We start from the raw sequence: 24,249 nt of genomic DNA on the forward strand, positions 1-24,249 counted from the left end.
TACCTATCTTTCCTCTGTTCTCTGTATCTTTGCAGGGGAAGGACTGTAACATAATGCGCAAGATAATTCATATTGACATGGATGCTTTCTTTGCTTCGGTGGAGCAGAGAGACAATCCTGGACTGCGTGGGAAGCCCATCGCCGTGGGCTTCGACGGACCGCGCGGTGTGGTCTCTACTGCCAGCTATGAAGCACGTCCTTTCGGTGTCCATTCGGCAATGCCGATGGCGCAGGCCAGGCGGCGTTGCCCCCATCTGGTCGTCGTCCCCTGTCATTTCGACAGGTACAAGGCCGTCTCCCGGCAGATTCATGCTGTTTTCCACGAATATACCGACCTTGTCGAGCCCATCTCGCTGGATGAGGCTTTCCTCGATGTGACGGAAAACAAGAAAGGGATGGAACTGGCGGTGGACATTGCCCGGGAAATCAAGCAGAAGATTCTTGACCGCACCTCGCTGACCGCTTCGGCCGGCGTCAGCTATAACAAGCTGCTGGCGAAGATTTCCTCTGATATGCGCAAACCCGACGGCCTGTTTACGGTGCATCCCGACCGTGCGCTCGGTTTTATCGGCAGCCTCCCGGTGGAGAAGCTGTGGGGAATCGGGCCGAAGACGGCGAAGCGTATGCACGACATGGGGGTGTTCACCGGCGGACAGCTGCGGCAGGTCTCACGCCGGCACCTCGTACAGGTGTTCGGCAAGATGGGGAATGTCTACTATGACTTTTCACGCGGAATCGACAACCGGTGCGTCGTCGCTTTTCATGAACGGAAATCGGTGGGCTGCGAGCGTACTTTCCTGGAGGATATCCATGTCGAGTCAAAGATTATCATTGAGCTGTATCACATCGTTCTGGAACTTGTCGAACGGCTGGCACGAAGTGGTTTTGAGGGACGCACGCTTACGCTGAAGCTGAAATGGGATGCTGCGTCACAGATAACACGCAGTCTGACGCAGGAACGTGTCCTTCGCACCAAGGACGATATTCTGCCGCTTGCCAAGCGCCTGCTGGGAGAGACGGCATACCATGACCGGCCTGTCCGTCTGATGGGGTTGTCGGTTTCGTCGCCTGTCTTTGAAAAAGCGGATGCCCCCGGCAGGCCTGTCTGGAGGGAAGGGCTGCTTCCTTTTGATGAAAACCTGTTCTGAGGTTCCTTGCCGCCATGCCGACACGGATGAATCCTGTCAGCTCTTTGTTCCCCCTTTTTGCTTTTATGCTGTATCTTCGGCATTCTCTTTCAATCGTCCAGCGTGCTGTTTCCTTGCCAGGAGGAAGCAGATTCTGTCTGCCTGAAAAGTAAACTCCGTCAAAGTTTTTAGCGGTATCGGCATCGGGAAACCATTTCTCGCATGAAGGCAGTCATCCGCTTGTTACACAGTATGTCGCAATAACCAGAATAAATCTGCCGTTAATTAAATCAAAGATCATTGTCGGGGGAATAGTCTGAATGAAGCTCTTTGGAAAGATACTTTATCGGCACAACTGAAATCCTCTAAATAACAATACAAAGCTCGCCAATCCATGAAAGTTTCAAATCCCATTTTAGTTCCTTATAACAGGCAATTGTCAAGTTTCCCTGATACCTGTCATTAGATATTGGCAGTGCAATGCTTTGTGAAGATTTTATACCTCTTTCTTTGCATAGCGTTTCCAGAACTTTGCAAAAGTTACCGACTAAAGAATGTTGACATCATGCTTTGTCATTTGAGGAATCTTGCTGAAGCATGGACACGATGATGTCCTTCGGATAATAACATGGCACATTGGTTTGGGTCTCAGTTTTGAGGAACAACACCGTATGTACTTTTTGCCCCATCTTTACGAAGGGTAGACGGCTGGCACGGCTTGTTAATTGCTCATATACGCTTAGTGCCTCGTCACGTTCTCGCCATTTACATTCTGCCACGAGAATGTGTCTCTTGTCGAGTGATTCGGCTACAAGGTCAAGTTCAATCTGCTCATAATCGTTGCTATCGTCCTCTTTCGGTATGCTGCCCCACCATCGTGAAGCGATGCCATAAACTACGCCATCGATTTCATTACCTGTTACGAAGTTGCGACAGATCTTTTCCCATACCTGACCAACGTATGTGCTGAAGTCCTTACGGATTATATCCATTACGAGATCCTGACGGTCTAATTCGATAAGATATTTGTTGGGATTGATAAACCTATAATAAAAGGAAAGAAAGTTGTCACCAAGGCGGTACAGTCCCTTCTTGCTGCTCTTCGGATTGTCGCCAAAGGGTATATCTTTTTCCACATAGCCCAAGTCGGTCAGTATGCTGATGGGCTGGGAAAGGTTGGTCGCAGGCTGCTGCATACGGCCGGCAATCTCTGAGATTCGGTTTACCCCATTACCCACTGTGGTGAGCAATGAGAAAGAAGTGGCCGTATCACGACGCTCATCACGGAGTAGCCGAGTTGGTTCATCATACAGTGTGCCGTAATTGTTGACTAACAGATTGCGCACCGCCTCTTCCCAACTGTCGAAGTCGGCACGAAGTTTCCAGTAGCGTGGCACGCCACCCCAAACGGCATATTCCTCAACAGCCTCCTGGTCGGAACAATGCAAGGCCTCTTTAATGTAAGGTAAGCGCAGCGGTTTCAGCTTTGGCTGCCAAGCACAGCGTTGGTACAAGGGTGATTTTTCATTGAGTACCAACGAGTGCATCATCAGTTGGGAGGAACCACAAAGAATCAGGTTGTATTTCAGTTTTTTGTTGTCCACCAATCGTTGAATGATGGAAGGCAGTGTAGGATCACTCTTGGCAAGATACGAAAACTCATCTAAGCAAACCGATGTGTTTTCCCCGACATATAGATTGATAGAGGTGAGCACCGTTTCCCAATCATGGTAGGTTACATGGTCGAATCCGTCAAGCGTAAATGAAGCGGTTTTGGCAAAAGAGTCTATCTGCTGCTGCGTCTGTGCTTCCTCGCTCAGATGGTACACATCCTGTTCGGTCAGAACATGCTTGATGAGTTCTGATTTACCGATACGCCGCCTACCGTAAATCACGATAAGGACAGGTCGGCTAAGGCTCAGCGTGCGCTTGAACATAGCGGTTTTCTTCTATTCTATCTATAAATTCCATGTCACGGATAATTATGTTTGCCAAACATTATGTTTTGCAAAGATAATAATTTATGTCCATATCCACACACAATATTGCCGATAATTTTAATTCTCGATAGGATTATGTTTTTGAAAGATAATGTTTGCCAAACATAATATCTGTATAGGTAGAGTGAATCCCATGAATGATGTTCCTCTTGTAAACAGATATACCTTGGAAAAAGCGATTATGCCTGCACAAACGGAAAAGGTACTCCCAAGGAAATCACATCCTATCCTGTAGCCTCCTATGCTCAAAAGTTAAATAACTGGTTGGTTGGCAGTGGTTGCGGGGTTGTTCTCTTTGCTCCATTTATTTGTCTATATTTTTGCAGCAACGAACCGTGAAATCATGAAAATGTGATTACCCAAGTGATATCGTGCAATGGAAGTAGATGGATTCTTGCACATCGTTACAGCACCTGGTAATGGGCGAATCGTTCTTACTTCAGTGCGCCGTCGCATATTGCCTGGTATAATTAAAATTCATCGATATGAAGAAGATTAAAGTAGAACGACTCGTCCGTCCCTTAGAATGGGTGCGTAAAATGAAGATTGACGAACTAAAAGTTGCCAATGTGTCTTTTGAGAAAGAGCACGGTGTGAGAAATGTTATCAGTAAGTATAATACAAGGTATGGTCGTCGGACAGGCTGGTTTGTCCATGTTGCCTACAATCAAGAGGCCGAGCGCATGGGTATTTATGTTGTTTCGCAAGAAGAACGTAAAAATGAACTTAATGGAGATAAATTCCTGTTATGTCCTGTCAGCCACAGGTTCAACATTCTGCATAACCATTCAGCTAACAAGTGGCTGTGTATAAACAGAAAAGAGGGTTTCATTGCTGAAACCCTCTTTTTAATATCTGGTGATCCGTTTGGGGTCGGCCTTCTGCGTTTTCCAAAGTTCCTATTAACCAATGATTTACATCACATAGAGAGTTTGGGCGTAAAATGCGTGTAGCGCACTTGTAGCGCAAAAAAGCGGGGTCACAAAAGGGGTCAGACCCCATGACACTAATGTGGGGGAAAATTGCATCCTTAACTGCTTTCAAAGAGCTCATGCCTTTCTACATTTTTTAAGAGACAAGGCAGAATGAAAAGAAGAGGATTTTGTGTGTTTCGAGAACATCTTGCCTCCTCTAAATAACGTTGCAAAGATAATGGTTTTCTTTCAGATGAAGAAATATCTTCTTATTATATTTTTAGGCCGTGACTGATAACCCTGTTCATTGATTTACAAGTTTGCTTATCATCTCCTGCATACTGATCTTTATGGAAAGAACATCCGGTATCTGTTGGTATGCCAAATCGGGTAATTCCCTGAGATAGGTTTCTTGCAATTTAGCCCACAGACCCTGGAGGTTTGTAACAAGAGGTGAGTCCGTGATGTCTCGGTCTTGCCAACCTTGTGGCTTGTCAAAGCTCTGCTTGTCGTGATCAAATAAGGTCTGGAAGTTTTTTTGAAATCCGTACTGTTCAGATAGGTGCGGCATTCATTATCCTGCAACAGAAAGTGCAAATCATAAAAATGCCTGATTTTGGCTTGTAATTCGGAGATTGGGGAATCTGCCAGTGAGAAACGGAGCAGCGAGACCAGTTTCTCCGTCAGTGTGCGTCTCTTGTCAAGAACGGGAACGAGAAACGGCTGCATGTCATATTCCGTAACCAACTGCGAATTGCCTGTATTCATCAAGAACTCCGTGAGGAAACTCTGAAGGGGACATTGCAGAACCGGATATGGGTTGGCAAAGGAGTTAATCTCAACCAATAGTTGACCGGCCTTTATTGCCCCGACCTGTTCTTCATTGACAGCCCGCGGATAGGTATAGTAGGCCTTGTGGTAATGGGATCCTTTGCTGGTGGCACCGGGAATTACTTTTTCCTGCAATCCTTCCGTCATGTTCTTGGATGTCTTACGTATCAGGTTCTTCAGCTGATTTCCACTCATCGTCCATGCTTCAGCAATGGCAATGTCAATATCTTCAGAGAACCTGGCACCGATGCCATACGCCTTGGTCAGGCTGGTTCCTCCCTTGAAAACAGCCTTATGCTCAGGGTCGCCTTTAACCATCAGGGAAAGCGATCGACATATCCAATAATCTTTTTCTATGAATATGCTTTTGATGCCCAAGCCGCCATCTTCTTTCGATTGCGAGGCGGCCAATATAGCGTCATGAAATAGCTGAATGTTTTCGTGTAGTTTCATACGATGTTCCAATTGTTTTTGGTTGGCAATGATTGAATGGAGACAGGGAGCTTGTAGGTGGTAACTCCATTGAGGGTATTCCTCAAATCGTCTACATCAGCTCCGACACTCTCCAGGATGGCTCCCAACAAAGCTCTCACGTAAGGAGTATAACTTTTCGACAGCGACACCAACTCGTCTTGTTCCTTCTTAGGCAAGCAGGACATTGTCTTTTGCAAGACAGCAATGCTTTCATCTGGCGTGGTCGCGGGAATCTCACGGATAAGCCGAATGGCGTCTAAAATGCGAAGCAGCGGTATGTTCTTCTCCGTAATCTGATTATCCTGCACAAGAAACCTGATGGTGTATTCGCCTCTTTTAATAGGACGCCGGTATTTGTTTGTACCAATCACGATAGAAGAAGCAATTTGCGTAGTCAACCCCATACCAGCGAAAGCAGTCGTACCTGTAATATAACCAATGATTTCTCCGTTTCTCTCCAGTAAATCCTTGGCTATCTCGGAAGCCGATGGCTTCAGCAAGCCGAACATGGTACGTTTAGGCTTATAATATTTCCCTTTGGACAGTCTTTCGAGGTCGCCCTGCTTCACAAGCCGATTCAAGACTTTCACGAGGGTAGGCTCATATTGGGTCTCCACCTGAAAGTCCTTGATACCAAGTACCACGCCTTCGGGTATGGTCTCGATTTTCTGTTTTACTTGTCTTGCGATAATCATAGACTTCACTATCTTACGACTGCAAAGATAGCAAAAAAGTCATGTTTTCTACGTAAAAAACAAGACTTTTTTGTTCTATATGTTACTAACATTGCTGATGCGAGTGCTATTAAAGAGCCCTATACCATCTTACAAAATCCCCTTAGAACCTGCCATGTAGTGTTAAAAAGTTGGTTGGTTGGCAAGTTTTAATGCCTTTTCTCTCTTTTTCCATATTTTTTGATTATATTTTTGCAGCATTAAATCAAAAGGAACAAGTACAAAATGACAGGAAACGAATTTAATGCTATTCGATTTGCCCTCAAAAACGGGGACCGGAATCTTTCTACTTTTGAATACCGGAGCAATGTCGCTACGGACTAAATTTCATTAAGATGAAAGTAAAAGTAGAAAAGGTAATCCATCCCTCAGCATGGATCAATGGAACCGGTATCGGAGAGTTGTGAGTAGCCAACATCCCACCTGCCCAGGCGCATACCGTGCGTAATTTAGCAAGCAGGTACAACCGCTTCTGGGGTGAGGAAAGAGGTAAATTCCTCCATGTCTCTTATAACAGCTATGCCCACCGCATGGCTATCTATGCCATTAGTACAGAACAGAGAACCCTCGAATTAGACACATTAGCAGATGAAAATGAATGGAAAGACAAACTGCCCACCGGCTTCTACAGTGAAGAGCCCTGGGAGGAAGGAAAAGAGTACGAGTAACGACCAGGTCTGGAATCATGGTATTGTAAACGCCTCGGACACGGTTTATACCGTGCCCGACATCGCCCGAATGTTCGGACGCAAAGAGTGTACCATTCGCAAACGCATCGAGAATGGGCTTATCCCTGCCCACAAGATGGGGCGCTGCTGGTATATCCTGAAGTCGGAACTCGTGGCTGGACTGAGAGATACTTAGCAATCCTCTAAATAACAAGTGACTAAGTAGCAAGACCTTGACTGACCTGCTGTGAAGCCGGTCAGTCAAGGCATTTTTATGATTTTTACGATTAGAGGATGATACCAAAAGCAATCATAGAGAAGATACTCGACAGAACCCGGATAGAGGAGGTCGTTGAAACGTTTATACCCTTGCGAAAGAGCGGTGCAAACTATAAGGCCTTGTGTCCGTTCCATCAAGAAAACACACCTTCCTTCACCGTAACTCCCCATCGTGGAATATTCTACTGTTTCGGCTGCAAGAAAGGCGGCAATGCCATCACGTTTTTGATGGAACATGAGAATATGTCCTACCCGGAGGCCGTAAGATGGCTGGGCAGGAAGTATGGCATAGAGGTGGAGGAACGTGAGGAAACCATAGAGGAGAAGCAGGCGCGGCTGAAGAGGGAGTCCTTGCTGATTGTCAATGAGAAAGTGCATGACTTCTATCGCATGGAGTTTCTGAACGACAAGGCTGCGCAGAACTACGCCTACAAACGCTGGGGGAAGAAATACTGTGATGAAATATCCATCGGTTTTGCACCGCAGGAGGGCAAGAGCCTTTCACGGCTCCCACTTCAGAGAGCGTTCTTGGAGGAATTGGGGCTGATCAACAAGCAAGGGTATGACTTCTTCCAACATCGTATCGTCATCCCCATCCGTTCACGATTCCAGCACATCATAGGCTTTACCGCCCGTGTGATGGACGACAGCCAGCCGAAATATCTCAACAGCAAGGAATCCTTGCTATACAACAAGCGAAGCACCCTGTTTGGCCTGGATGTAGCATGGAAAGCAGCGGGTAGGGAGAGGAAGCTATACCTAGTGGAGGGCGCACCAGATTGTATGCGCCTTCAGCTGATTGGCGTGGGGAACGCTGTAGCCGACCTTGGCTCCAACTGGACGGCAGAGCAGTTTGCGCTGATACACAAGGCAGCAGACAGGGTCTGTTTCCTTCCTGACCGTGACCCTCCCAAAGACGGGGAAGCCTTTGGGACAGGCATAAGTGCCATCATGAAGGCTGGGCGTATGGCCATGGAACAGGGCCTGATTGTCTCCGTCAAGGAAATCCCGGAGGGAAAGGATGGAGAGAAGCAGGATCCTGACAGCTATTTCCAGATGATGCAGACCTTCAGGGAAGCGGAGGAAACCGACTTCATTCTCTGGATGGCAGCCAAACTCTTTGTCCGCAGCCAAAATACGGAGCAGAAGAGTGATGCCGTCAAGCAAGTAGCCTACCTGCTCACCTTTGTCGAAGATGACACCAAACTCTCCATGTATATTGATGCACTCACCAGATATCATCGTGGAAAGCTCTTTTGGAAAAAAGCCATCGAGAGCGAATCGGCACGCAAGGGACAGCCCAAAGAACAGGAGACCGACACCCACCGACGGTATGGTTTCTGGACCGAACACTCCAAATACTATTCCACCACCGAGAAAGGCGGCATCTATGAATGGAGCAATTTCACCATGCAGTCCCTCTTCCATATCAAAGACCCGCTGATGGCCAAGCGCATCTATGTCCTGCAAAACGAGTTGGGGGTGAAAGAGCTGGTGGAATTGGAACAGGAAGACCTGATATCCTTGCAGAAGTTCAAGCAGAAAGTGGAGTCCTTAGGCAATTTCGTATGGAAAGCCGGTGACAAAGAATTGACCAAACTCAAATGCTACCTCTACGAAAAGACGGAGACCGCCATGCAGGTCAAGCAATTGGGCTGGAACAGAAAGGGGTTTTATGCTTTCGGCAATGGAATCTTCGACGGCAAGGGCTTTCATGCGGTAGATGACTACGGCATTGTACGCCTGGGCGACAAGGGCAACTACTATCTGCCCGCCTATTCCAAGATATATAAGGAGAAAACGGATTACTTCAAGTTTGAGCGGCAGTTCGTCCACCTCCATTTCTCCATGGTCTCCCTGCATGAGTTTACACGCCAGCTATTCCTCGTCTTTGGGGATAACGGCAGGGTCGGGTTCTGTTTTTATCTTGCCACGCTCTTTCGTGACATTGTGAAGCTCGCCTCCCGTTCCTTTCCCATCCTCGACCTTTTCGGACCCAAAGGCTCAGGCAAAAGCGAGATGGGCACCACGCTCATGTCGCTGTTCATGATAGACAACGTGCCGCCGAATATCCAGAACTCCACCATTCCCGCCCTCAACGACACCGTGGCTGCCGCCGCCAATGCCCTGGTACACATCGACGAGTACAAGAATGGTATCGATACCCTCAAGGTAGAGTTCATCAAGGGGCTATGGGATGGTACGGGACGCACCCGCATGAACATGGCCGCCGACAAGAAGAAGGAGACCACCGCCGTGAATGCCGGTGTGATCATCTCCGGGCAGGAGATGCCCACGGCCGACATCGCCCTTTTCAGCCGACTGATATTCCTGTCATTTCCCAAATCCGATTTCACACAAGCAGAGAAGGACAACTACCAGACACTGCTTCAGATGCGCTCCAAGGGAATGAGCCACCTCACCCTCCAGCTACTCCCCTTGCGGGAGAAGCTGGCTCCGGTATTCTATGATATGTACCGCCAGACGATGGACGAGGTGAACAGCCGTCTTGCTGGGTGTACCGTCATCGACCGTATTATATTGAACTGGGTGATTCCCTTGACCGTATTCCGTTGTCTGGAAACCTACATCGACATCCCGCTGACCTATGCCGAGTATTTCAACATCACGATAGACGGTATCATCCGTCAGAACTTGGAGTGCAAGACCAACGACGAGCTGGGCAGCTTCTGGCGCATGGTACAGTTCCTCAACAGCGAGGGCGAAATTGGTGAGGGAGCCGACTTCAAGATACGCAGTGTTACCCGTTTCCATTCCAGCACCGTCAAGGGAACGGAATGGGCAGCGCCGCATAAGATTCTCTATTTGCAAAAGACCCGCATCTTCATGCTCTACAAGCTCAATGCCCATCGCAACGGCGAGACCTCCCTACCCGAAGAATCGCTGAAATATTACCTTGAAAACAACAAGGGATACCTCGGCGAGCAGCGCATGACCTACCACGTCGTCAAGAAAGGCAACCAGGTGCTCAACTTTGAGCACCGTGATGCCAAGGGACAGCCTACCAAGATGTCCGTCCAGCAGCGTTCCTACTGCTTCGACTATGAAAAGCTCGTCGAGGCCTTTGACATCAATCTGGAGATGACGGGGGAGGAAAATAATAGTTAAATACAACCTGTGAGTTGTATAATTCAAATATATAACTTATCTTTGCAACAGAAAGGAAAGAACATGACGTTCGATAAAATTACAGATGACGGCCGTCTATGGGCAGTGCGCTACGACGGGGACACCGACAATGCGCTTTATAAGCTATTTGACAAATGGAGCGACGTAATGTGGCTTCGACAGTTCTTCCGTGATAATTGGGCTGATCTGACAGCCTACTTTAAGGTGACGGACATCAACCAAGCCATTGAAGATACAATAGATGACAGCGATCAACTGCAATGTCTGATGCTGGACTTGCAGCCTGATTCCGACTTAGAATCGCTGTTTCACCCATTGGAAAACTTCCGTACTTCGGAAATGGTGCTCGGCAAGGAAAAAGCCAGGCTGAAACGCACGGTTCGTCATTCTTCATGGCTCCGCATCTATGCTATCAAGTTATCACAAGGTGTTTATGTCATCACTGGTGGAGCTATTAAACTGACGCTCACAATGGAAGAGCGAGACCATACAAAGGCAGAATTGACAAAACTGGAAAAAGTCCGCCGTTTTCTTCTGAATGAGGATATTATTGACGATGATTCTTTTATAGATTATGTAACTACAATATAAAAAGGAGGCAAATATGAACCGAATTATAAACAAACTGGAAGCGCACGAGAGCAAGACACCATCTCGCTGGCGTGAGGTTGCCGAATATCGCCAGGCCAACAAGTCGTGGCTCCGCCACTCGCAGCGTATAGCGATGCTCATGCTCGACAAGATGGACGAACTCCATCTTACCCAGACAGAACTTGCCCAGCGAATGGGCTGTTCGCAGCAGTATGTGTCAAAGATACTCCGAGGGAAAGAGAACCTCTCCATCGAGACGCTCTGTAAAATAGAGGATGCCCTCTCACTTCATTTGCTTCCCAGCGAGGTAGAAGCGGTATGAAGCGCTATGCCGCACCATAAAATACCGGCTGCCGTGTAGGCTGGTACTCTCTAAAGCCGTCATGATTGGGAAAGCCTCCAGTCATGGCGGTTTTTCTTTCAAGGCATTTGTATGATACTTAGCTGAACTTGGTAAACCTGGGACAGCCCCCTTGGCCCTTATCCGCGTGTTTTTTCTCAGAAAAACCTGAAATTTCCTGTCTTGCTTGTCTTTGTTTGTCTTGTTGCTGACATTCAATGATTTAGGTGCATTTTCAAAGTTTCTTTTTCTGTCTTGCTTTGTCTTTTACTGTCTATTTTTTGCCGCTTTCTCTGATTTTGTCCTCGAAAGTCACGATTATTGGAACCTCGTCTTATTCTCTGAGAACAAACATCTTCTGATTATCAATGACTTATGATAAAAAGACAAATAAGACAGCCAAGACAGCCAAAATATATGTGCCCTATGAAAAAATTAAAAGGCGGAAACTCCGCCTTTGCATAATGCTTGGCTTCACTCGGCAAAGTTGGAGCAAGCTCCCTTTGCTCTTGCCTGCAAAGTCTTTTCGTTACTGCTCGGCATATAGCCTTGACAGGAAGTCCTGTAGTCGCCTGTCCTGTATCTCAGCAAGGGGACAGGGCCTAAAGTCCGGCATCTGCTTAATGCTCAACATGCCCAGTCCATACCGTGAGCCATCCACCGTAATACCTTCCATCTCCTTTACAGAGGCATAGCCATACTCCGTTTCAGCCATGCCAACGACGATACAGAACAAAGTAAAGTCGTCGCCTTCCGGCTGCCCTTCCAGTACATACCACCGGATGAGTCCAATTTCAAACACACAGACGCAAGTGGCGTCCTTTTGCCTCCCGTCCTGAGAATAAAGAGGGAAGTTCTTCAGCTGTTCGGCGAGTTCAGCCGTCATCAAACGATTTGCCATATAAAATGCTATTGGATAATGCTTAGCTTCACTCGGCAATGTGAAAGTAAACTTTCCATTGCCCTCATTTGCAAAGTATTTGTGGAGCAGTGGTGAGCCACCCCGTTACCTTTGATTCTTTTCCCTCTTGTGAAGTCTAATGACTTCTTCGGGGAAAACTATTTTCGAGCAATCAGTTGCTGTTGGGCGACACATTCAAGGGCAAGGAATTTCCTGAGTTTTTATTGGAATACCCAAATTTTAATCTGGGAAGGCTGCCAATAAAAAACAGGAAATAAGGCACTGGTACTTGACCAGAATGTGCCAATAGCGAACTTCGCGAAGAAAATAGATAATCACCGAAGAAGGTTGGTTGCTCAAAACAAAGCGTGCGCTATGGCAGGTAATGGGTTGAAGATAGCTGGAAATGGAATGGAAGAACTGCAAGCAATGATGCTTGGGCATCTTGCTACAAGTCTGAAATGTAATGTGGCATCTTCAACTCATCACTGGCCTTGCTGCGCACGGAATGACCAAACCTCTCTCCCTTGTCATTCTTTGTCCCTGAAGAATGATGAAAGCGGTATCGTAATGATTGCTGCTCCATGCGCAATGAATGGAGATACGGCTTTCAGGGAAGATAGCTCTTCATAATATCAGGACTACCAAAAGGTGAAACGAACACGATGATAGTTTTTGCCGATCCAAATACCGATCATCTCTAATGACGAAATGGTTGCAAATGCAGTGGTTTTGCCAATAGGGATAATTCTTCTAAGTTCCTAAGTGCGATATGGTGTGCATAGGCACGGAGCAGGAAGTAAGATGGGCGGGGTTGTGAAGTTGTCATGGGCGATAAGTCCTTGACGAGCGGAACAGCGGTAGCCTATCCTTCCTGTACCATGCCTATACACTCCATTCAGCACAAAACGCCCCAACCGCTCTCCCCTGTCGCTCTGTGTCCCGACGGAGCGATGAAAGCGGTATCTCGCCATCACACTCATTTATGACGTGATAGCGAGATACGGCTTATAGGGAAAAGTGTCTTTTCGTACATTTGTCTTGTTTTCTACGTCAAAAACAAGACTTTTATATCAACTAAGCATTATCCAAGTGGACAAATATCTCCCAAGCAGGCAGCGGACTGTGACCGCTGCCCGATTTTTTGAAAGCCGGGCATACCTCTCAGATATGCCCAGCCACGCCTTACTTCTCCCTGCTTATTCTGCCCACCTGCTTGTAGGGGTGGTTGCAGAATTTCCAATCAACCTCATGGTCTGGCAGAGTAGTCTGTATGCCACTGCCCATGACCATGCCACAGTGTTTCAGGATTTTATCCTTAGCTTCCTCACTGCTCTCTGCTTCCACTTTGAAAGTCCCCTCGAAAATGTATCTTGCCGGTACACAATAAATTTTCTTCATCGTTGTATCAATTATGGAGTATGCCGAAAGCTCGGCACACTCCTGGTTCCACTTAGTCAAACATCGCATTGACGTGGGTCTCAAACTCGTCATCGGAATAGTTGTAGAAAATGTCATCTTCCACATATCCGTAAAACAGGTTATCTACTGACGGAAAATCACCTTTCCACTTGTCGCACACACTACAAGGTGCAAACAGAGCATCGCCTAACTGCGCATTACATATCTCCCTTGCATCAACGCCCTCTATCGAGAAAATACTGATGTTGTCCATACGCTTAGAAATGAAAATCAATGATACCACCGATATAAAGTTTGTCGCCCTCCGTCAGATGCTCCACCATTCGCATCAACTCCGCCGACTTCTCCGCAAAGGTCTGATAGTCGTCATTGCAGAGGTAGAAGTGAGCATCGGTTCCCAGCGGATTTTCTAACTCGGTCTCCAACTGGTACACCTCACCGCAAAAGTTCATCACGTTTTCCGTGTTTACGTTTTCCGCCCTTGTCTGAATACGCTCCACCCACTCACGTTTCCACTGCTCGAAACCACCTTGATACACCAACGTCGTTTCATCTTTGAGGCAGAACATGCCCAATGGCAGAATATGAGCCATGAGCGAGTAAACGGCTCTTTTCCGCTCCTCCTCTGATATGGCTGCACAATAGTCGTAATCGCTGCCATCACCCTGCAACAAGGTATCTTCACAGAGATAGCCCTCGATGCGTTCTTCTGATAATTGAAAAATCCATGCGTGCATAACTTATCATTTTAAGAGGTTATAAATCTTAATCTTTTCCCTTTTGTGAAGTCTTCAGACTTCTCCGCCGGTACTCGATTTTCGTGCAAGAGCATACGGCATCCAACAGGAGAAAAGGCAAGCGATGGAGAATGAAAGTTGGTGGAATACCCAAAAGAGCATCTTTTGCGGAAGGCTGCCAACAAGTTTTATCCTCCATAGCGAAGTGGTACTTGCCATTCTTCCTGGTGCCGTAACTTTGCAAAGAAAATGAGTGCTGGCGAGAAGAAGAGGCTGGGTAAAGAATAGAAGTAACTATCTCCATAAAAAAGTTTGGAAATAATAACAAATGAATCTCGTTTTATTTAGGCGTTTTTTCGTATATTTGTAGCCGAAGGGCAAATATAAACACGACCGACGCACCAGCCCTATGCTATCACCGGCCTTAAAACAAATATACGATGAATAAATTTATTTATCATGCGTAGATTGAGTGTAAAAGGATGGCTCAATCTACAAAGAAAAAAATTGGCAATTTAATTCTTGCCGCATCCTTTGTATTATGTTTTGTCAACTTGTAGTCTTCCTATCACGACAAACTGTAGTGTCCAACTCTTAACAACGAACTCAAATACGAGTTTAAGTTGCTTGGGGCTGCAGAGAAAGTGAGAAAACAGGAACTTTAGGGGGCAGACAATTGAACATCTGAAAATCAAGACTGGCAAATTGGATTTAATCACTTTTCGTTGTGAAGTTGATAGGTGGTCCGACTCCACCTGTCAGTCTTTTTATTCTCACTATTCCATTACTAAAAATATTCAAGGTATGAGAAAGCTTTGAAGAAGAGAAATCCCGTCTTTCTATTACAGAAGGACAGGATTCTTTCATCGTACAGCTCAGAGTGTACTTTGGATATGTCCTAAGAAAAAGGTACATTAGTATAACAGCCCGAACATCCAAAGCGGGATTCTGTTTCCTGAACCCATCTCTATGTCATCAATGGCCAGGAAACTGTTGGGCTCATCCTTGATCTGCTCAAAGCTCTTGCTTGCCCCTCCCATCTCAAAAAGATATTTGTCGTTCACCAGGAAATCTCCTATCTGTGGCATGGTTACGTTGGCCACCGCCTGAAGCTGGTTGTTGAAGAAGGTCTCGCGTCGGTTGCCGATATTGACGCTTGTCCCCAGAGCCGCCATGAGATTGGTGTTGCCCAGGTAAATCTTTTCAGGAGAGGACAGGTGCTTGTAGTTCTTTTCGACCTTGGTCAGTAGGGAGATAATTTGCGCCTTGTCCAGGGTATAAAGCATCTTCAGGCAACTGTCACGTGTCGTTTCCAGAGCCTGCCCCAGCTTGTTGACATTGGGCACCAACGGCACGCTTTGTACGATGACGGCCAGCAGCTTCTTCGTTTTCTCCACCGTGGCGTAGGACACGTTCTCCACGGCGGGCATGTCGCTCTCAATGACCAGCGACGCGGTGGCGGCGAGCCGCATATAGTAGTCGTCGCCGGCCTCCAGGAAGAACGGATAGCATCCCTTGTCCAGATATTCGCCAAAAGTCTTCAGCATCTTCCCCTTGGAGGCCAAATCCATGGACAGCGCAACATGGTCGCGCAACAGATCCTCTAATGTGAGGGGAGCTACCTCCACGATGCCGGTAAAGGCCAGGTATTCCCTAAACGACATCACGGGCAGTGTGTACAGCGACTGGCGGCGCGAAAGGTCTGTCTTGGAGTTGTCTATCTCCAGCATGGACGAGCCCGTGTAGGCCACGTTCAGGTCGGGATAACTGTCATAGATGTTTTTCAGCACAACAACCCAATCGGGATATTTGTGCACCTCGTCCACAAAGAGATGCTTCAGGCCGTGGCTGTAAAAGTATTCAATGAGTTCTGGGAGGCTATGGGTCTTGAACCAGATATTGTCAAGCGAGATCCAAATGGCATCATCGACGTTGGCAAAGCTCTGCTTGATGTGCTGCAGGAGCAGGGTGGTCTTTCCGGCGCCTCGTGAGCCGCGTATACCTATCAGCCTTGATCTCCAGTTGATTCGGTCATGCAAGAATCGCATGAACCGCATATCCGTCATGGCCAACCTGCGGTGATAGGTGGTCAGCAGGGGAAAAACATCATTTTGTTCCATATCTCGTTGATTGAAGGATGAGGATGCAAATATACGAAATAACTTTTTGAAAAGCGATTTTTATAAAGAAAATCACTTTTCTAAAAGTTATTTTTGTTTATTCTGCTTTCTGATATCAAAAGCAAGGAAGCTATGGCAGCGGCAGTTCAAACGTCCTTACCACCGCCTTGCCATCCTTACTGATGAAGAACCACCGTTCGGCATTATACTTCATGCCATGATGCGTTACCGCCTGATAGTCGATCTTCACTTTCCACCCCGTCCATTCTTTCTTGTTGGTTGCCAGACTGAGCATCTGCCTGATGTCCGAGTTGGCACGCATTTGCCTCTCGGCGAGATCCATCACATAGAAGTCGTTGATGTCCAGCGACTGCATATTGTCGGTACGTTTCATAATGCTGTCAGTGACCGATTTCATGATACGGACGATACCCGCCTTCTCCTTTTGGGTAAAATAGCTAAAGCCAAATGCCGAGTCTGGTTCAGAAACCGCCACGATGTTCAACTGCTTGGGGTACTCCACCGACTGCCGCAGATTCTCCTCTGCGCGTTGCTGTAGTTCCTTTTTCCTGTCCGTACACGATGCCATGAGCACAGTGATGCCCAATAGTAACGAGAGTTGTATTCTAATGTGCTTCATCTCAAATCATGATAATCCTGTCCTTTTCAGGCGTTAGTTGCAGACGCTTGTAGTACACGGTACCGTCTTCCTTGTAGAACTCTATGCTGTCCTTGGTCACGCCCTGTTCACAAATTTGCTTCACCTCCTCCACCGAAACGGTATGGCCGCTGATATTTCGCCAGATGGAGAACTTGCAGGGGTGCTCGGCATTGCGATAATTGGCACAGTTGTTTGCCTTCAGCCCGACATGTAGGTCGCCCCCGCAATGCGGACACTTCGTGACGCGCGACTCCAACTTCACCTTACCCTCGGCTATTGATAACGACGAGGCAAACATCTTCCACTCGTTCGAGGCAAAGCCTTCCAGGGCGATGTGCTTACCCTTCAGGAACTCCACGGCATCCTGCTCCGTAATCCTACGGTTGCAGATGATACCCGGAATCATAAAGTCGCACGAAGGATGCTCGCCAAGGGAGTTCTCACATCGGTAGCCCTTCGAGGTCTTGCGCATCCTACCTCCACATATCGGGCACACCCCATCGATGTAATGCACACCTGATGATACCGCCACCTTTCCATTACGGATGACGAGAGCCGCCTTAAAATGTTGGCCGTCTCTGTTTTGCAAAGATAGCACCCCAGTATGTCCATGCTTCACGAGCTGCGTCACCAGTTCCTCCGTCATCTCTAGATCAAACAAACGATCAGGGATAACGAATCCACAGGACTGCTCACTGCACTTCCAGCCCTGCTCGTCGTGTACCATTGTACCTCTGCCGCAAACAGGGCAAATCATTAAGTTATTTGTATCACTCATATCTTTGTTATTTCTTAAAGTTTAATGATTACTAGGCAAATCCGCTGTTTGTACTGCTCTTCCTCGAAATAACAAAGTGTAGCAAGTGCAAAAGTACAGAAATTTGCCCATATTCAGGTCGGTCAGATGTATTTCCACTCATAGACCAGTCCATCCACAATCGCCTTTCCCGACATCACCGTGGCCCAACCTTCAGGATCAAGTCCGAACCAAAGGTCGTTCCACGAGTACGTCCTCACCTGCCATGCCAGTAGCCACAGATCTGTATTGATGGCTTCGAGTTTCGTCACCACCTCGTTGGCAATGTAATACCGTTCCGCCGATGACAGCAGGTTCACCTTGTGCTTTTCGCTCACAGGCTTTCCAGCGGCATCATAACCACTTACGTTGTATGTGCCGCTTGTCACCAGTTGCCTCATAAACGGATAGAGCGAAGCCATTTGCGTGGTAGCGTCCGTCAACTCATCAGACACCAAGAGGGCGATGGCCGTACCTTTCAGATGTCCAGGGAGAGAACGGTGCAGGAGGCTCATGTTTCGTGGAATCTCCACGGTCGTCAGTTCTGCAGCCCGCTTGATCTGATAGAGGTTCTGCATGGCACCCTGCGCATTGGAAAGATACTCCAGCATCTTATCCTCCACCTTGTGCATCCTGTCCATCGCCACGCCAACAGCCGTTTCCGCCGCAATAATTTTCTTCTGCGTCTTTTCGCGGTCCTTGAAAAGCTTTTTCAGCATCTCGCTCTGCGCTACCACGGCACCCGTCAGCGTCGGGTCTGTCTGCTGCGCCATCATCGGGCAGAAAGCCAGACCACCCAACAATAATATGATAAAGAATCGTTTCATAAGGCCACTCTTTTCTCACGCCTGTCTGCCAAATTTCTGTCTCTGACAAACTTGTTCTCTACCGCCACAGCCTCCATCTGCTTGCCCATCAACTGGTCATTCCAATCCTTGTAGTTCTCGGCAGCCTTCCATTCACCCACATTATAGCGAATGTGGATATGCTTGCGAAGCTCACGGATTGACAACTGGTCGTTAGGAATGGCAAAGTTCTTATCACCAACGGTAATCTTTACCTCACTATCCTCCTTATGCACATTCATGCGGATGCCCTCCAGCAGGGCAGCCATACGGATGCCATAGATGCGTCCTGAAAGATCGTTGTCAAAACTGTCCATTGCTCTGGCTTCCGGGTAATGCGCCATGATGCTATTGACCTGTCCGTCTGAGAAAGTACCGCCCAGCGATACGAACACCGAATGAGCAGCATCCAAGCGAAGGTGATTCAGCTGATAGAACGCCATGATGTCGTAAGCACTTTCAGCGAAATATACATTCCGGATGTCCGCAGGCTCTCCACCCTGCGAGAGGTCGGCTATCCAGGCACCCGTTGTGGAATTGGTACCAGCCGCTTTACTCTTGAAGGAACCAAAGCCACGGATCTCATAACCCACCACCCTGTCCTTGCCAGCCTCCGTATAAGGGAAGCCGATGTTGAACTGCTTGTAGGTGGTATGGCTGCTGTCCCTTATCTGCTTGATGAACGGAGCGAAGGCATCCACCGTATCCTCGTTGATGCCACGCTGGGCAAAGAAGGCCATCACCTCCGACAAATCACTTCCAATCTCCTTCGTCTCGTACCGTTTCGGATCAAACACACGACTGTCGCTATATCCAGCCTTCGTGAGATACTGACTATCGCCATAGTCAGGAATCGGCTCATTAGCAAAGCGAGCCATCACTTTGCCGATGATTTCCCATTCGTTTCTGCCAGACTCGTGGAAGCTGTTAAGGTTCTCACGTATCAATGATACCACATCGCCGCCTTTCGCCCCGTTACGCCGAAAATAGGTCTGTGCCGCCTTTTCCTTCGGGTTCTTGATGATGAGCTTATCCTTATGACCGGTGGTGTCAGCCAAGACCATTTCGATGTATCTGCCCACGCCAGCCGAGCGATCGAGGCGATAGCCCAGATAATAGGCAATGTCATCAACACCAACCTTCGTTTTCAGGTCTTTGAAGTTTACGGTCTGCTCCATACTACCTGTAAGTATTTATAGTTAGACTTTTATCTGATGCGAACGCTTTCGGGACTGCGACAGCACCACATCGCCATAGCTCTTTTCCAAAGTCTGGAAGAGCAGTCGATTCTTTTCAGTCCCTTCCGACAGTGAGAAATAGAGCATGCCGAGACTCTTGTCAATCGGCTTGACTCCCAGTTCCCTGCCTTGGAAGGAGGCGCGCACCGCATAGTCTCCGCTATTCTGCTTGATGATGGAAGCGTTCTCGAAAACTATCTTATCCTTTGTAGTATCGGCGGATAGATTTCTGTTCTTATCGAGCAAGGGCTCTTCGCCCAAGGCCATCTTCTGCTTGTCCACCTCTTCCAGCACCATGTTTGCAGCCTTGTTCACGTCGGCTATCACCGACACGATGAACTTAGGATTCTCTTTGAGGGTAGAGATCCAGCCATCGAGATAGGCCGCGTTGTTGTCTAGGATGCGTTTGTCAAATCCCATGGAGTTACCCACCATCGCTGCCGTCAGCTCAGCCACCAGTTCCTCTTTGGCATACTTGGCATCGCCAAACTTCTCATGGCTGCCCCTGTTCAGTCGGGATTCCGTCCCTGTAGAGTGAGCCATCTCGTGCAGGGCCGTGGAGTAATACTCCATACCGTCCTTATACACCTCCTCCGGTGTCTTGCCGATATTGAACTGCTCCTTCCTCGGAATGACGATGATGTCTTTGGAGGGCGAGAAGTATGCTCCTGGCACCTGCTTTTCGTATTGGATGGGACAAATCCACTCCTGCTGTTCAAACATACGGTCAAGAGCCTTACTGGCGAACATGCCTGCCGTATCACGTATCTTAGGCGGGGCAAACAATTTTTTGAGGGCTTCCACCTTATCCGGCTTCACCTCCGCGAGATTCGTCTGGTCGATATTAAACACGTTATAAGCCTTCAGGAAAGGGATCGTCTGCACCTGCATCCGCTCCGCAAGGCTCATCTGGCGATAGATGTCCTTGGTGATTTTACGTCCGTCCTTATCCCTTGCCATGATGTCCCAGTAAAGCACCGGCATGGCCGATTCTCCCTTCTTGACGTGCGCCCCCAGGTCATTGGCCTGTTTGAAGGTGAGATATACGGGCATGGAGTGGCCGCGCAGAGCCGTGTCCAACTGGAGGAAGAAGGAGTTGCTGCCCGAATAGCCGCGCCCGGACACATTTTGCGGCATGGCACCAGGGGCGATCGAGTTGCCAATCCACCCCTTCTTCCATTCTGTCGACTTCATCTGCTCCATACGCTCAATCATCATCTCCGTGAACCTGTCCACAGCTTTCTGACTAAGGCTCTTCGTTTCAGTTCCAGCTGTAGTCATCGTCGTCCTCTGCCAAGATTTGCTTATCCTGCATGCTCAGTTCCACCGATTCCATATAGAACTCAGCGGTATCCTCACTCGGATGCGTATTGTGATCCTTGCACCACTGCATAAAGTCATCCGCATGCTCACTTTCAAGGGTGAACTGAAGCCATCCGATACGTTTGTCCTGTTTGAGCTGAACCAGCTCTTCAAAACTATATGCCATTTTCTTTGATTTTATATTGTCAGTATTCTGTATTCCATATTCACTATATCATAGCCAAATCCTACATCTTCAGCCCATTGCTGATGGTTTGTTTCTGTCCCGACAGCACCTTGATGTCATCCGAGAGATACTTAGCGGCCAACTGCTCACGGGTGACAGTCTTGGCTTGTAAGAGCGAAAAGCCGTCGTCAAAGGAAATCGCCTTCTTCTCCGTTCGTCCATTCTCACCCACGGCAGCCGAAATCTTCCACTTGCCGTCCATGTTGTCCTTCGCCACCCGGATATCCTCCACCTTGATATTGGCAGGAAGCTGATAAGCCGAGTATGCCGATGCCAAATGCAGCCGCTCACCGAAGTTCTTTTCCACCAATGCCGCCGGTGTCGTCACACGGTCGAAGAAGGCACTCTGATCCGCTTTGGTCATAAGTGTAGACATTCGCTGGTCGCCCACCTGCGCATAGAGCTTGTACTTGCCATAGTAGGCACGCTGCTCGTCCTTCTCCTTATACACCGTCATCTTGTCGATGACTCTACCATCAGAGAGGATGTTGGCTGCCTTGTATTCCTCCACCGACACCTTGGGAGCCAATTTGGTAGGATAATACTTCTGCATCATGTCCTCCACCTTCGCCTCCCGCTTCTGATAGGCAGCGATGTCGGCAGTATCCATCTTCATGGGGTTGAGCTGCTTGCCGTTGAGTTGTGCCACATAGAACCAGTCAGCAGGATTCACCTTCGACTGGAAGGCATGGGCGTGGGAGACCTTGTCGCCGTTGACCGTTACCATCTGTGGCTCGCATGGCTGGTGTTCCTGCTTGACGGTAGTCGACTTGTACACGGCCTTTCCTTCCTCTTTCTTTTCCTGTGCCTTTGATTCCGTTTCCACCGATGCGGATTTCTCTACACTTTGTTTCTTCTCCAGACTGTCCACGACAGCCACGCGGAGACCGGCACGGATGAGCTTGGGCAGATTCGTGTCCAAAGCGTGATGAGGGAATGTCACCTGTAGAGAACCGTCTTCTGCCTTTGTCGGCTTGGTCGCTTTGATGGCCAATGTGTCAGCCACCTTGGAGGCATCCGCGTTCAATGCCGTATAGAAATCTCCCGTACGGAAGAGCAGGACGGCATCCGGATGCTTCTCCTTCATGTTCGTGTACAGCTCTGCCAATGTGCTTGACTTCGGGAGCTTCGATGTTTTCTTTGCAGCTTTTTTCTCGGTCTGAGCCGTCGGCTCTATCTTTGGGGTAGCTTGCTGCGGCACCTCTTCTTTTTTCTTGCTTGCCATATTGTTGTCAATTAAAGGGTAAATATCCGGTTTCCACTTGTTGGGTGTGAACTTATGCGTATCACCGAGCACCGCCATCAACGTGTCCTGTCTACCCAACGCTTCGTAGGCGGCCATGGCCGTATGTCCTGTGTCCAGCACATTATCAATGAGAATGGGAATCTTGTCTTTGGGCACCTTGCGGATGCGATAGAAGTAGAGTGGCACTTCATCGAGCGAGCCATTGGCTTTCTTCACCAGATAAAGCGGCTCATGGGTATTGCTTGCCAACGCGTCAACGACAGGCAGATGCAGTGCTTCGCTAATCTTTTCGGCCAGCGTCTTGGTATAGCCAGCCCTACCAGTACGATTGGGAATAGGAACCAGCACTACAGGTCTGTCCATCGGCATCACATTCCTCACGTCTGCCGCCATCAGTTCTGCCGCCCGGGCAATGGCCATCTCGTCCCCAGCCTTCACCCTTCGGGCGATGGGAGCTACCTTGGCATAGCCAGCCACTGAGCTGACGATGTAGTCGAAATCAAGATGTTTGTTTTTCTTTCTGTCCACCTTGTCTTATCGTGATGTGCTTTAACGCTACGGTTCTACAACAGAAGAACTCGCCAAAGAGAGAAGAATGTTAAAGCACTCACCGAGGCCATGCAAGGCGACAAGACGGGAGCAGAATATTAAAGAATCCCTTGTTTGGGGAGAATGATGTTTAGTTTTGTGCTATCGAATCAAGCCTGTATGCAGCTTCCTCTCGGCGGACTCAGACTGCTTGCTCATGATGGTCTGGCGTTCTACCACCTTCTGGTATTCCCAGCGGTTCTCGTCGGTCATCACATACCCCATGAAGTCCTCGTGGGCATCGTCATAGCGCATCTGCTGCAATCGTTCCCACTCCTTCATGTCGCCGTTGACAATCTTGAATCCTTGGGGCTCACGAAGGTCCACGCCCACCGTTACCTTAGTGTCGCCGAGGCCCAGTTCTACGGGCTTTCCCTCCTGCAGGGCCTCTTTCTGATTGGCGCCCAGTTCGATGTCCTTCACTTTATCACGTGTTTGTAGTTCTGTCTCTATAGGAATGCTGGCTACATTACGGTGCATGAGCGAGTTAGTTTCTTTATCCAACTGGATAAATCTTACTTTCCTTTCTCCCTCCACGTCCACCTCCTTGCGTATAACATCGCCAGACTGCACCCGTTGGAGCTCATTTTGGTTAAGTCCTAATTCGTTGGCAATCTCTCTACGGAGTGGGTAAGTCATCAGTAACACCTGCTTGTTATTATCAAGTACGAATTGGGCTTTCAGCGGAAACTGTATCACCTTGCCATTTGATGTTCCCATGTTGGCAACAAAAACAGGCGTTACCTCCCCACGAAACAGCGGAACTTTCAGAGCATCAGGCATCAACTCCAGCCGTCGTTCGTTGATACCCAACTCCTTTAATTTTTCTAAGACAGTTTCTTGGGCTTGAAAAGTCATCACTTCTTCCATACGTTAAATGTTTAAAGATAAATTTGTAAGCGGAAAGCCCTAAAAAGAGGCTTCTTCGCTGAACAAAATTATCAAAAGAAGATGAACATTAAACGCCGATACCGATTATTTCTGATGGTCACTGTTGCCATGTTTTTTAGTAATGATGTGGCAGCACAGTTCTTTACC

General features: G+C 48.1%; 22 protein-coding genes. 6 read left to right on the forward strand and 16 right to left on the reverse strand.

What is annotated here, in order from left to right; translation table 11 throughout:
- Positions 1 to 53: 53 nt before the first annotated feature.
- Complete coding sequence (gene dinB / locus J4864_RS11330; RefSeq protein ID WP_211814941.1) at positions 54 to 1,148, forward strand: DNA polymerase IV; 1,095 nt, start codon at positions 54 to 56, stop codon at positions 1,146 to 1,148.
- 542 nt (positions 1,149 to 1,690) lie between these two features.
- Here the strand turns inward: dinB and J4864_RS11335 are convergent.
- On the reverse strand, positions 1,691 to 3,064 hold the full coding sequence (locus J4864_RS11335; protein WP_211814942.1) for an ATP-binding protein: 1,374 nt from the start codon (positions 3,062 to 3,064) through the stop codon (positions 1,691 to 1,693).
- A gap of 548 nt (positions 3,065 to 3,612) precedes the next feature.
- Here J4864_RS11335 and J4864_RS11870 point away from each other — a divergent pair.
- Complete coding sequence (locus J4864_RS11870; protein ID WP_246479478.1) at positions 3,613 to 4,080, forward strand: hypothetical protein; 468 nt, start codon at positions 3,613 to 3,615, stop codon at positions 4,078 to 4,080.
- Between the two features lie 309 nt (positions 4,081 to 4,389).
- Here the strand turns inward: J4864_RS11870 and J4864_RS11345 are convergent, their stop codons facing one another.
- Together J4864_RS11345 and J4864_RS11350 are read right to left on the reverse strand one after the other, a co-directional pair.
- Positions 4,390 to 5,325 carry a nucleotidyl transferase AbiEii/AbiGii toxin family protein gene (locus tag J4864_RS11345; RefSeq protein WP_246479480.1) on the reverse strand — a complete coding sequence of 312 codons (936 nt, stop codon included), beginning with the start codon at positions 5,323 to 5,325 and terminating at the stop codon, positions 4,390 to 4,392.
- On the reverse strand, positions 5,322 to 6,041 hold the full coding sequence (locus tag J4864_RS11350; protein ID WP_005847946.1) for a DUF6088 family protein: 720 nt from the start codon (positions 6,039 to 6,041) through the stop codon (positions 5,322 to 5,324). Before J4864_RS11350 ends, J4864_RS11345 begins: the two co-directional genes overlap by 4 nt.
- 669 nt (positions 6,042 to 6,710) lie before the next feature.
- Here J4864_RS11350 and J4864_RS11355 point away from each other — a divergent pair.
- The 4 genes from J4864_RS11355 to J4864_RS11370 all read left to right on the forward strand — a co-directional run bounded on the left by J4864_RS11355 (position 6,711) and on the right by J4864_RS11370 (position 11,090).
- Positions 6,711 to 6,944 (forward strand): helix-turn-helix domain-containing protein, encoded by a 234-nt coding sequence (locus J4864_RS11355; RefSeq protein ID WP_015310536.1) that lies wholly within the window; start codon positions 6,711 to 6,713, stop codon positions 6,942 to 6,944.
- A gap of 98 nt (positions 6,945 to 7,042) precedes the next feature.
- Positions 7,043 to 10,156, forward strand: coding sequence for a DNA primase (gene dnaG, locus J4864_RS11360; RefSeq protein WP_211814943.1), 3,114 nt, complete (start codon positions 7,043 to 7,045; stop codon positions 10,154 to 10,156).
- 63 nt (positions 10,157 to 10,219) lie between these two features.
- The gene (locus tag J4864_RS11365; RefSeq protein WP_005847951.1) at positions 10,220 to 10,768 is read left to right on the forward strand and encodes a hypothetical protein; all 549 of its coding nucleotides are present in this window, start codon (positions 10,220 to 10,222) and stop codon (positions 10,766 to 10,768) included.
- Between the two features lie 13 nt (positions 10,769 to 10,781).
- The gene (locus J4864_RS11370) at positions 10,782 to 11,090 is read left to right on the forward strand and encodes a helix-turn-helix transcriptional regulator (protein ID WP_211814944.1); all 309 of its coding nucleotides are present in this window, start codon (positions 10,782 to 10,784) and stop codon (positions 11,088 to 11,090) included.
- 547 nt (positions 11,091 to 11,637) lie between these two features.
- Here J4864_RS11370 and J4864_RS11375 read toward each other — a convergent pair.
- The 13 genes from J4864_RS11375 to J4864_RS11435 all read right to left on the reverse strand — a co-directional run bounded on the left by J4864_RS11375 (position 11,638) and on the right by J4864_RS11435 (position 24,081).
- Positions 11,638 to 12,009 carry a hypothetical protein gene (locus J4864_RS11375; protein WP_005847957.1) on the reverse strand — a complete coding sequence of 124 codons (372 nt, stop codon included), beginning with the start codon at positions 12,007 to 12,009 and terminating at the stop codon, positions 11,638 to 11,640.
- Positions 12,010 to 13,194: 1,185 nt separating this feature from the next.
- A complete protein-coding gene (locus J4864_RS11380; protein WP_044127191.1) occupies positions 13,195 to 13,410 on the reverse strand; it encodes a hypothetical protein in 216 nt (71 codons plus the stop codon).
- A 52-nt stretch (positions 13,411 to 13,462) separates the two neighbouring features.
- A complete protein-coding gene (locus tag J4864_RS11385; protein ID WP_005847961.1) occupies positions 13,463 to 13,684 on the reverse strand; it encodes a hypothetical protein in 222 nt (73 codons plus the stop codon).
- Positions 13,685 to 13,688: 4 nt separating this feature from the next.
- Positions 13,689 to 14,168 (reverse strand): hypothetical protein, encoded by a 480-nt coding sequence (locus J4864_RS11390; RefSeq protein ID WP_211814945.1) that lies wholly within the window; start codon positions 14,166 to 14,168, stop codon positions 13,689 to 13,691.
- Between the two features lie 914 nt (positions 14,169 to 15,082).
- Positions 15,083 to 16,288 carry an ATP-binding protein gene (locus J4864_RS11395; protein WP_211814946.1) on the reverse strand — a complete coding sequence of 402 codons (1,206 nt, stop codon included), beginning with the start codon at positions 16,286 to 16,288 and terminating at the stop codon, positions 15,083 to 15,085.
- Between the two features lie 130 nt (positions 16,289 to 16,418).
- Complete coding sequence (locus J4864_RS11400) at positions 16,419 to 16,928, reverse strand: hypothetical protein (RefSeq protein WP_005847971.1); 510 nt, start codon at positions 16,926 to 16,928, stop codon at positions 16,419 to 16,421.
- Between the two features lies 1 nt (position 16,929).
- Positions 16,930 to 17,727 (reverse strand): topoisomerase C-terminal repeat-containing protein, encoded by a 798-nt coding sequence (locus tag J4864_RS11405; RefSeq protein WP_211814947.1) that lies wholly within the window; start codon positions 17,725 to 17,727, stop codon positions 16,930 to 16,932.
- 122 nt (positions 17,728 to 17,849) lie between these two features.
- Entirely contained in the window at positions 17,850 to 18,572 is a 723-nt protein-coding gene (locus J4864_RS11410) for a hypothetical protein (RefSeq protein ID WP_211814948.1), read from the reverse strand.
- A complete protein-coding gene (locus J4864_RS11415; RefSeq protein ID WP_211814949.1) occupies positions 18,569 to 19,768 on the reverse strand; it encodes a toprim domain-containing protein in 1,200 nt (399 codons plus the stop codon). Before J4864_RS11415 ends, J4864_RS11410 begins: the two co-directional genes overlap by 4 nt.
- Before the next feature lie 21 nt (positions 19,769 to 19,789).
- A complete protein-coding gene (locus J4864_RS11420) occupies positions 19,790 to 21,109 on the reverse strand; it encodes an ArdC family protein (protein ID WP_211814950.1) in 1,320 nt (439 codons plus the stop codon).
- A complete protein-coding gene (locus J4864_RS11425; RefSeq protein WP_005847980.1) occupies positions 21,090 to 21,317 on the reverse strand; it encodes a hypothetical protein in 228 nt (75 codons plus the stop codon). Before J4864_RS11425 ends, J4864_RS11420 begins: the two co-directional genes overlap by 20 nt.
- Positions 21,318 to 21,378: 61 nt before the next feature.
- Positions 21,379 to 23,151, reverse strand: coding sequence for a MutS N-terminal domain-containing protein (locus J4864_RS11430; protein ID WP_211814951.1), 1,773 nt, complete (start codon positions 23,149 to 23,151; stop codon positions 21,379 to 21,381).
- A gap of 162 nt (positions 23,152 to 23,313) precedes the next feature.
- Complete coding sequence (locus J4864_RS11435; protein ID WP_211814952.1) at positions 23,314 to 24,081, reverse strand: DUF4099 domain-containing protein; 768 nt, start codon at positions 24,079 to 24,081, stop codon at positions 23,314 to 23,316.
- Positions 24,082 to 24,249: the final 168 nt, after the last annotated feature.

It is taken from the genome of Prevotella multiformis (assembly GCF_018127985.1).
GTDB classification, from domain to species: Bacteria; Bacteroidota; Bacteroidia; order Bacteroidales; family Bacteroidaceae; genus Prevotella; species Prevotella multiformis.

Bases quoted from the DNA above. Each gene is read 5' to 3' on its own strand.
- dinB (WP_211814941.1), top strand. From the start codon at position 54: ATGCGCAAGATAATTCATATTGACATGGATGCTTTCTTTGCTTCGGTG.
- J4864_RS11335 (WP_211814942.1), bottom strand. From the start codon at position 3,064: ATGTTCAAGCGCACGCTGAGCCTTAGCCGACCTGTCCTTATCGTGATT.
- J4864_RS11870 (WP_246479478.1), top strand. From the start codon at position 3,613: ATGAAGAAGATTAAAGTAGAACGACTCGTCCGTCCCTTAGAATGGGTG.
- J4864_RS11345 (WP_246479480.1), bottom strand. From the start codon at position 5,325: ATGAAACTACACGAAAACATTCAGCTATTTCATGACGCTATATTGGCC.
- J4864_RS11350 (WP_005847946.1), bottom strand. From the start codon at position 6,041: ATGATTATCGCAAGACAAGTAAAACAGAAAATCGAGACCATACCCGAA.
- dnaG (WP_211814943.1), top strand. From the start codon at position 7,043: ATGATACCAAAAGCAATCATAGAGAAGATACTCGACAGAACCCGGATA.
- J4864_RS11365 (WP_005847951.1), top strand. From the start codon at position 10,220: ATGACGTTCGATAAAATTACAGATGACGGCCGTCTATGGGCAGTGCGC.
- J4864_RS11370 (WP_211814944.1), top strand. From the start codon at position 10,782: ATGAACCGAATTATAAACAAACTGGAAGCGCACGAGAGCAAGACACCA.
- J4864_RS11375 (WP_005847957.1), bottom strand. From the start codon at position 12,009: ATGGCAAATCGTTTGATGACGGCTGAACTCGCCGAACAGCTGAAGAAC.
- J4864_RS11380 (WP_044127191.1), bottom strand. From the start codon at position 13,410: ATGAAGAAAATTTATTGTGTACCGGCAAGATACATTTTCGAGGGGACT.
- J4864_RS11385 (WP_005847961.1), bottom strand. From the start codon at position 13,684: ATGGACAACATCAGTATTTTCTCGATAGAGGGCGTTGATGCAAGGGAG.
- J4864_RS11390 (WP_211814945.1), bottom strand. From the start codon at position 14,168: ATGCACGCATGGATTTTTCAATTATCAGAAGAACGCATCGAGGGCTAT.
- J4864_RS11395 (WP_211814946.1), bottom strand. From the start codon at position 16,288: ATGGAACAAAATGATGTTTTTCCCCTGCTGACCACCTATCACCGCAGG.
- J4864_RS11400 (WP_005847971.1), bottom strand. From the start codon at position 16,928: ATGAAGCACATTAGAATACAACTCTCGTTACTATTGGGCATCACTGTG.
- J4864_RS11405 (WP_211814947.1), bottom strand. From the start codon at position 17,727: ATGAGTGATACAAATAACTTAATGATTTGCCCTGTTTGCGGCAGAGGT.
- J4864_RS11410 (WP_211814948.1), bottom strand. From the start codon at position 18,572: ATGAAACGATTCTTTATCATATTATTGTTGGGTGGTCTGGCTTTCTGC.
- J4864_RS11415 (WP_211814949.1), bottom strand. From the start codon at position 19,768: ATGGAGCAGACCGTAAACTTCAAAGACCTGAAAACGAAGGTTGGTGTT.
- J4864_RS11420 (WP_211814950.1), bottom strand. From the start codon at position 21,109: ATGACTACAGCTGGAACTGAAACGAAGAGCCTTAGTCAGAAAGCTGTG.
- J4864_RS11425 (WP_005847980.1), bottom strand. From the start codon at position 21,317: ATGGCATATAGTTTTGAAGAGCTGGTTCAGCTCAAACAGGACAAACGT.
- J4864_RS11435 (WP_211814952.1), bottom strand. From the start codon at position 24,081: ATGGAAGAAGTGATGACTTTTCAAGCCCAAGAAACTGTCTTAGAAAAA.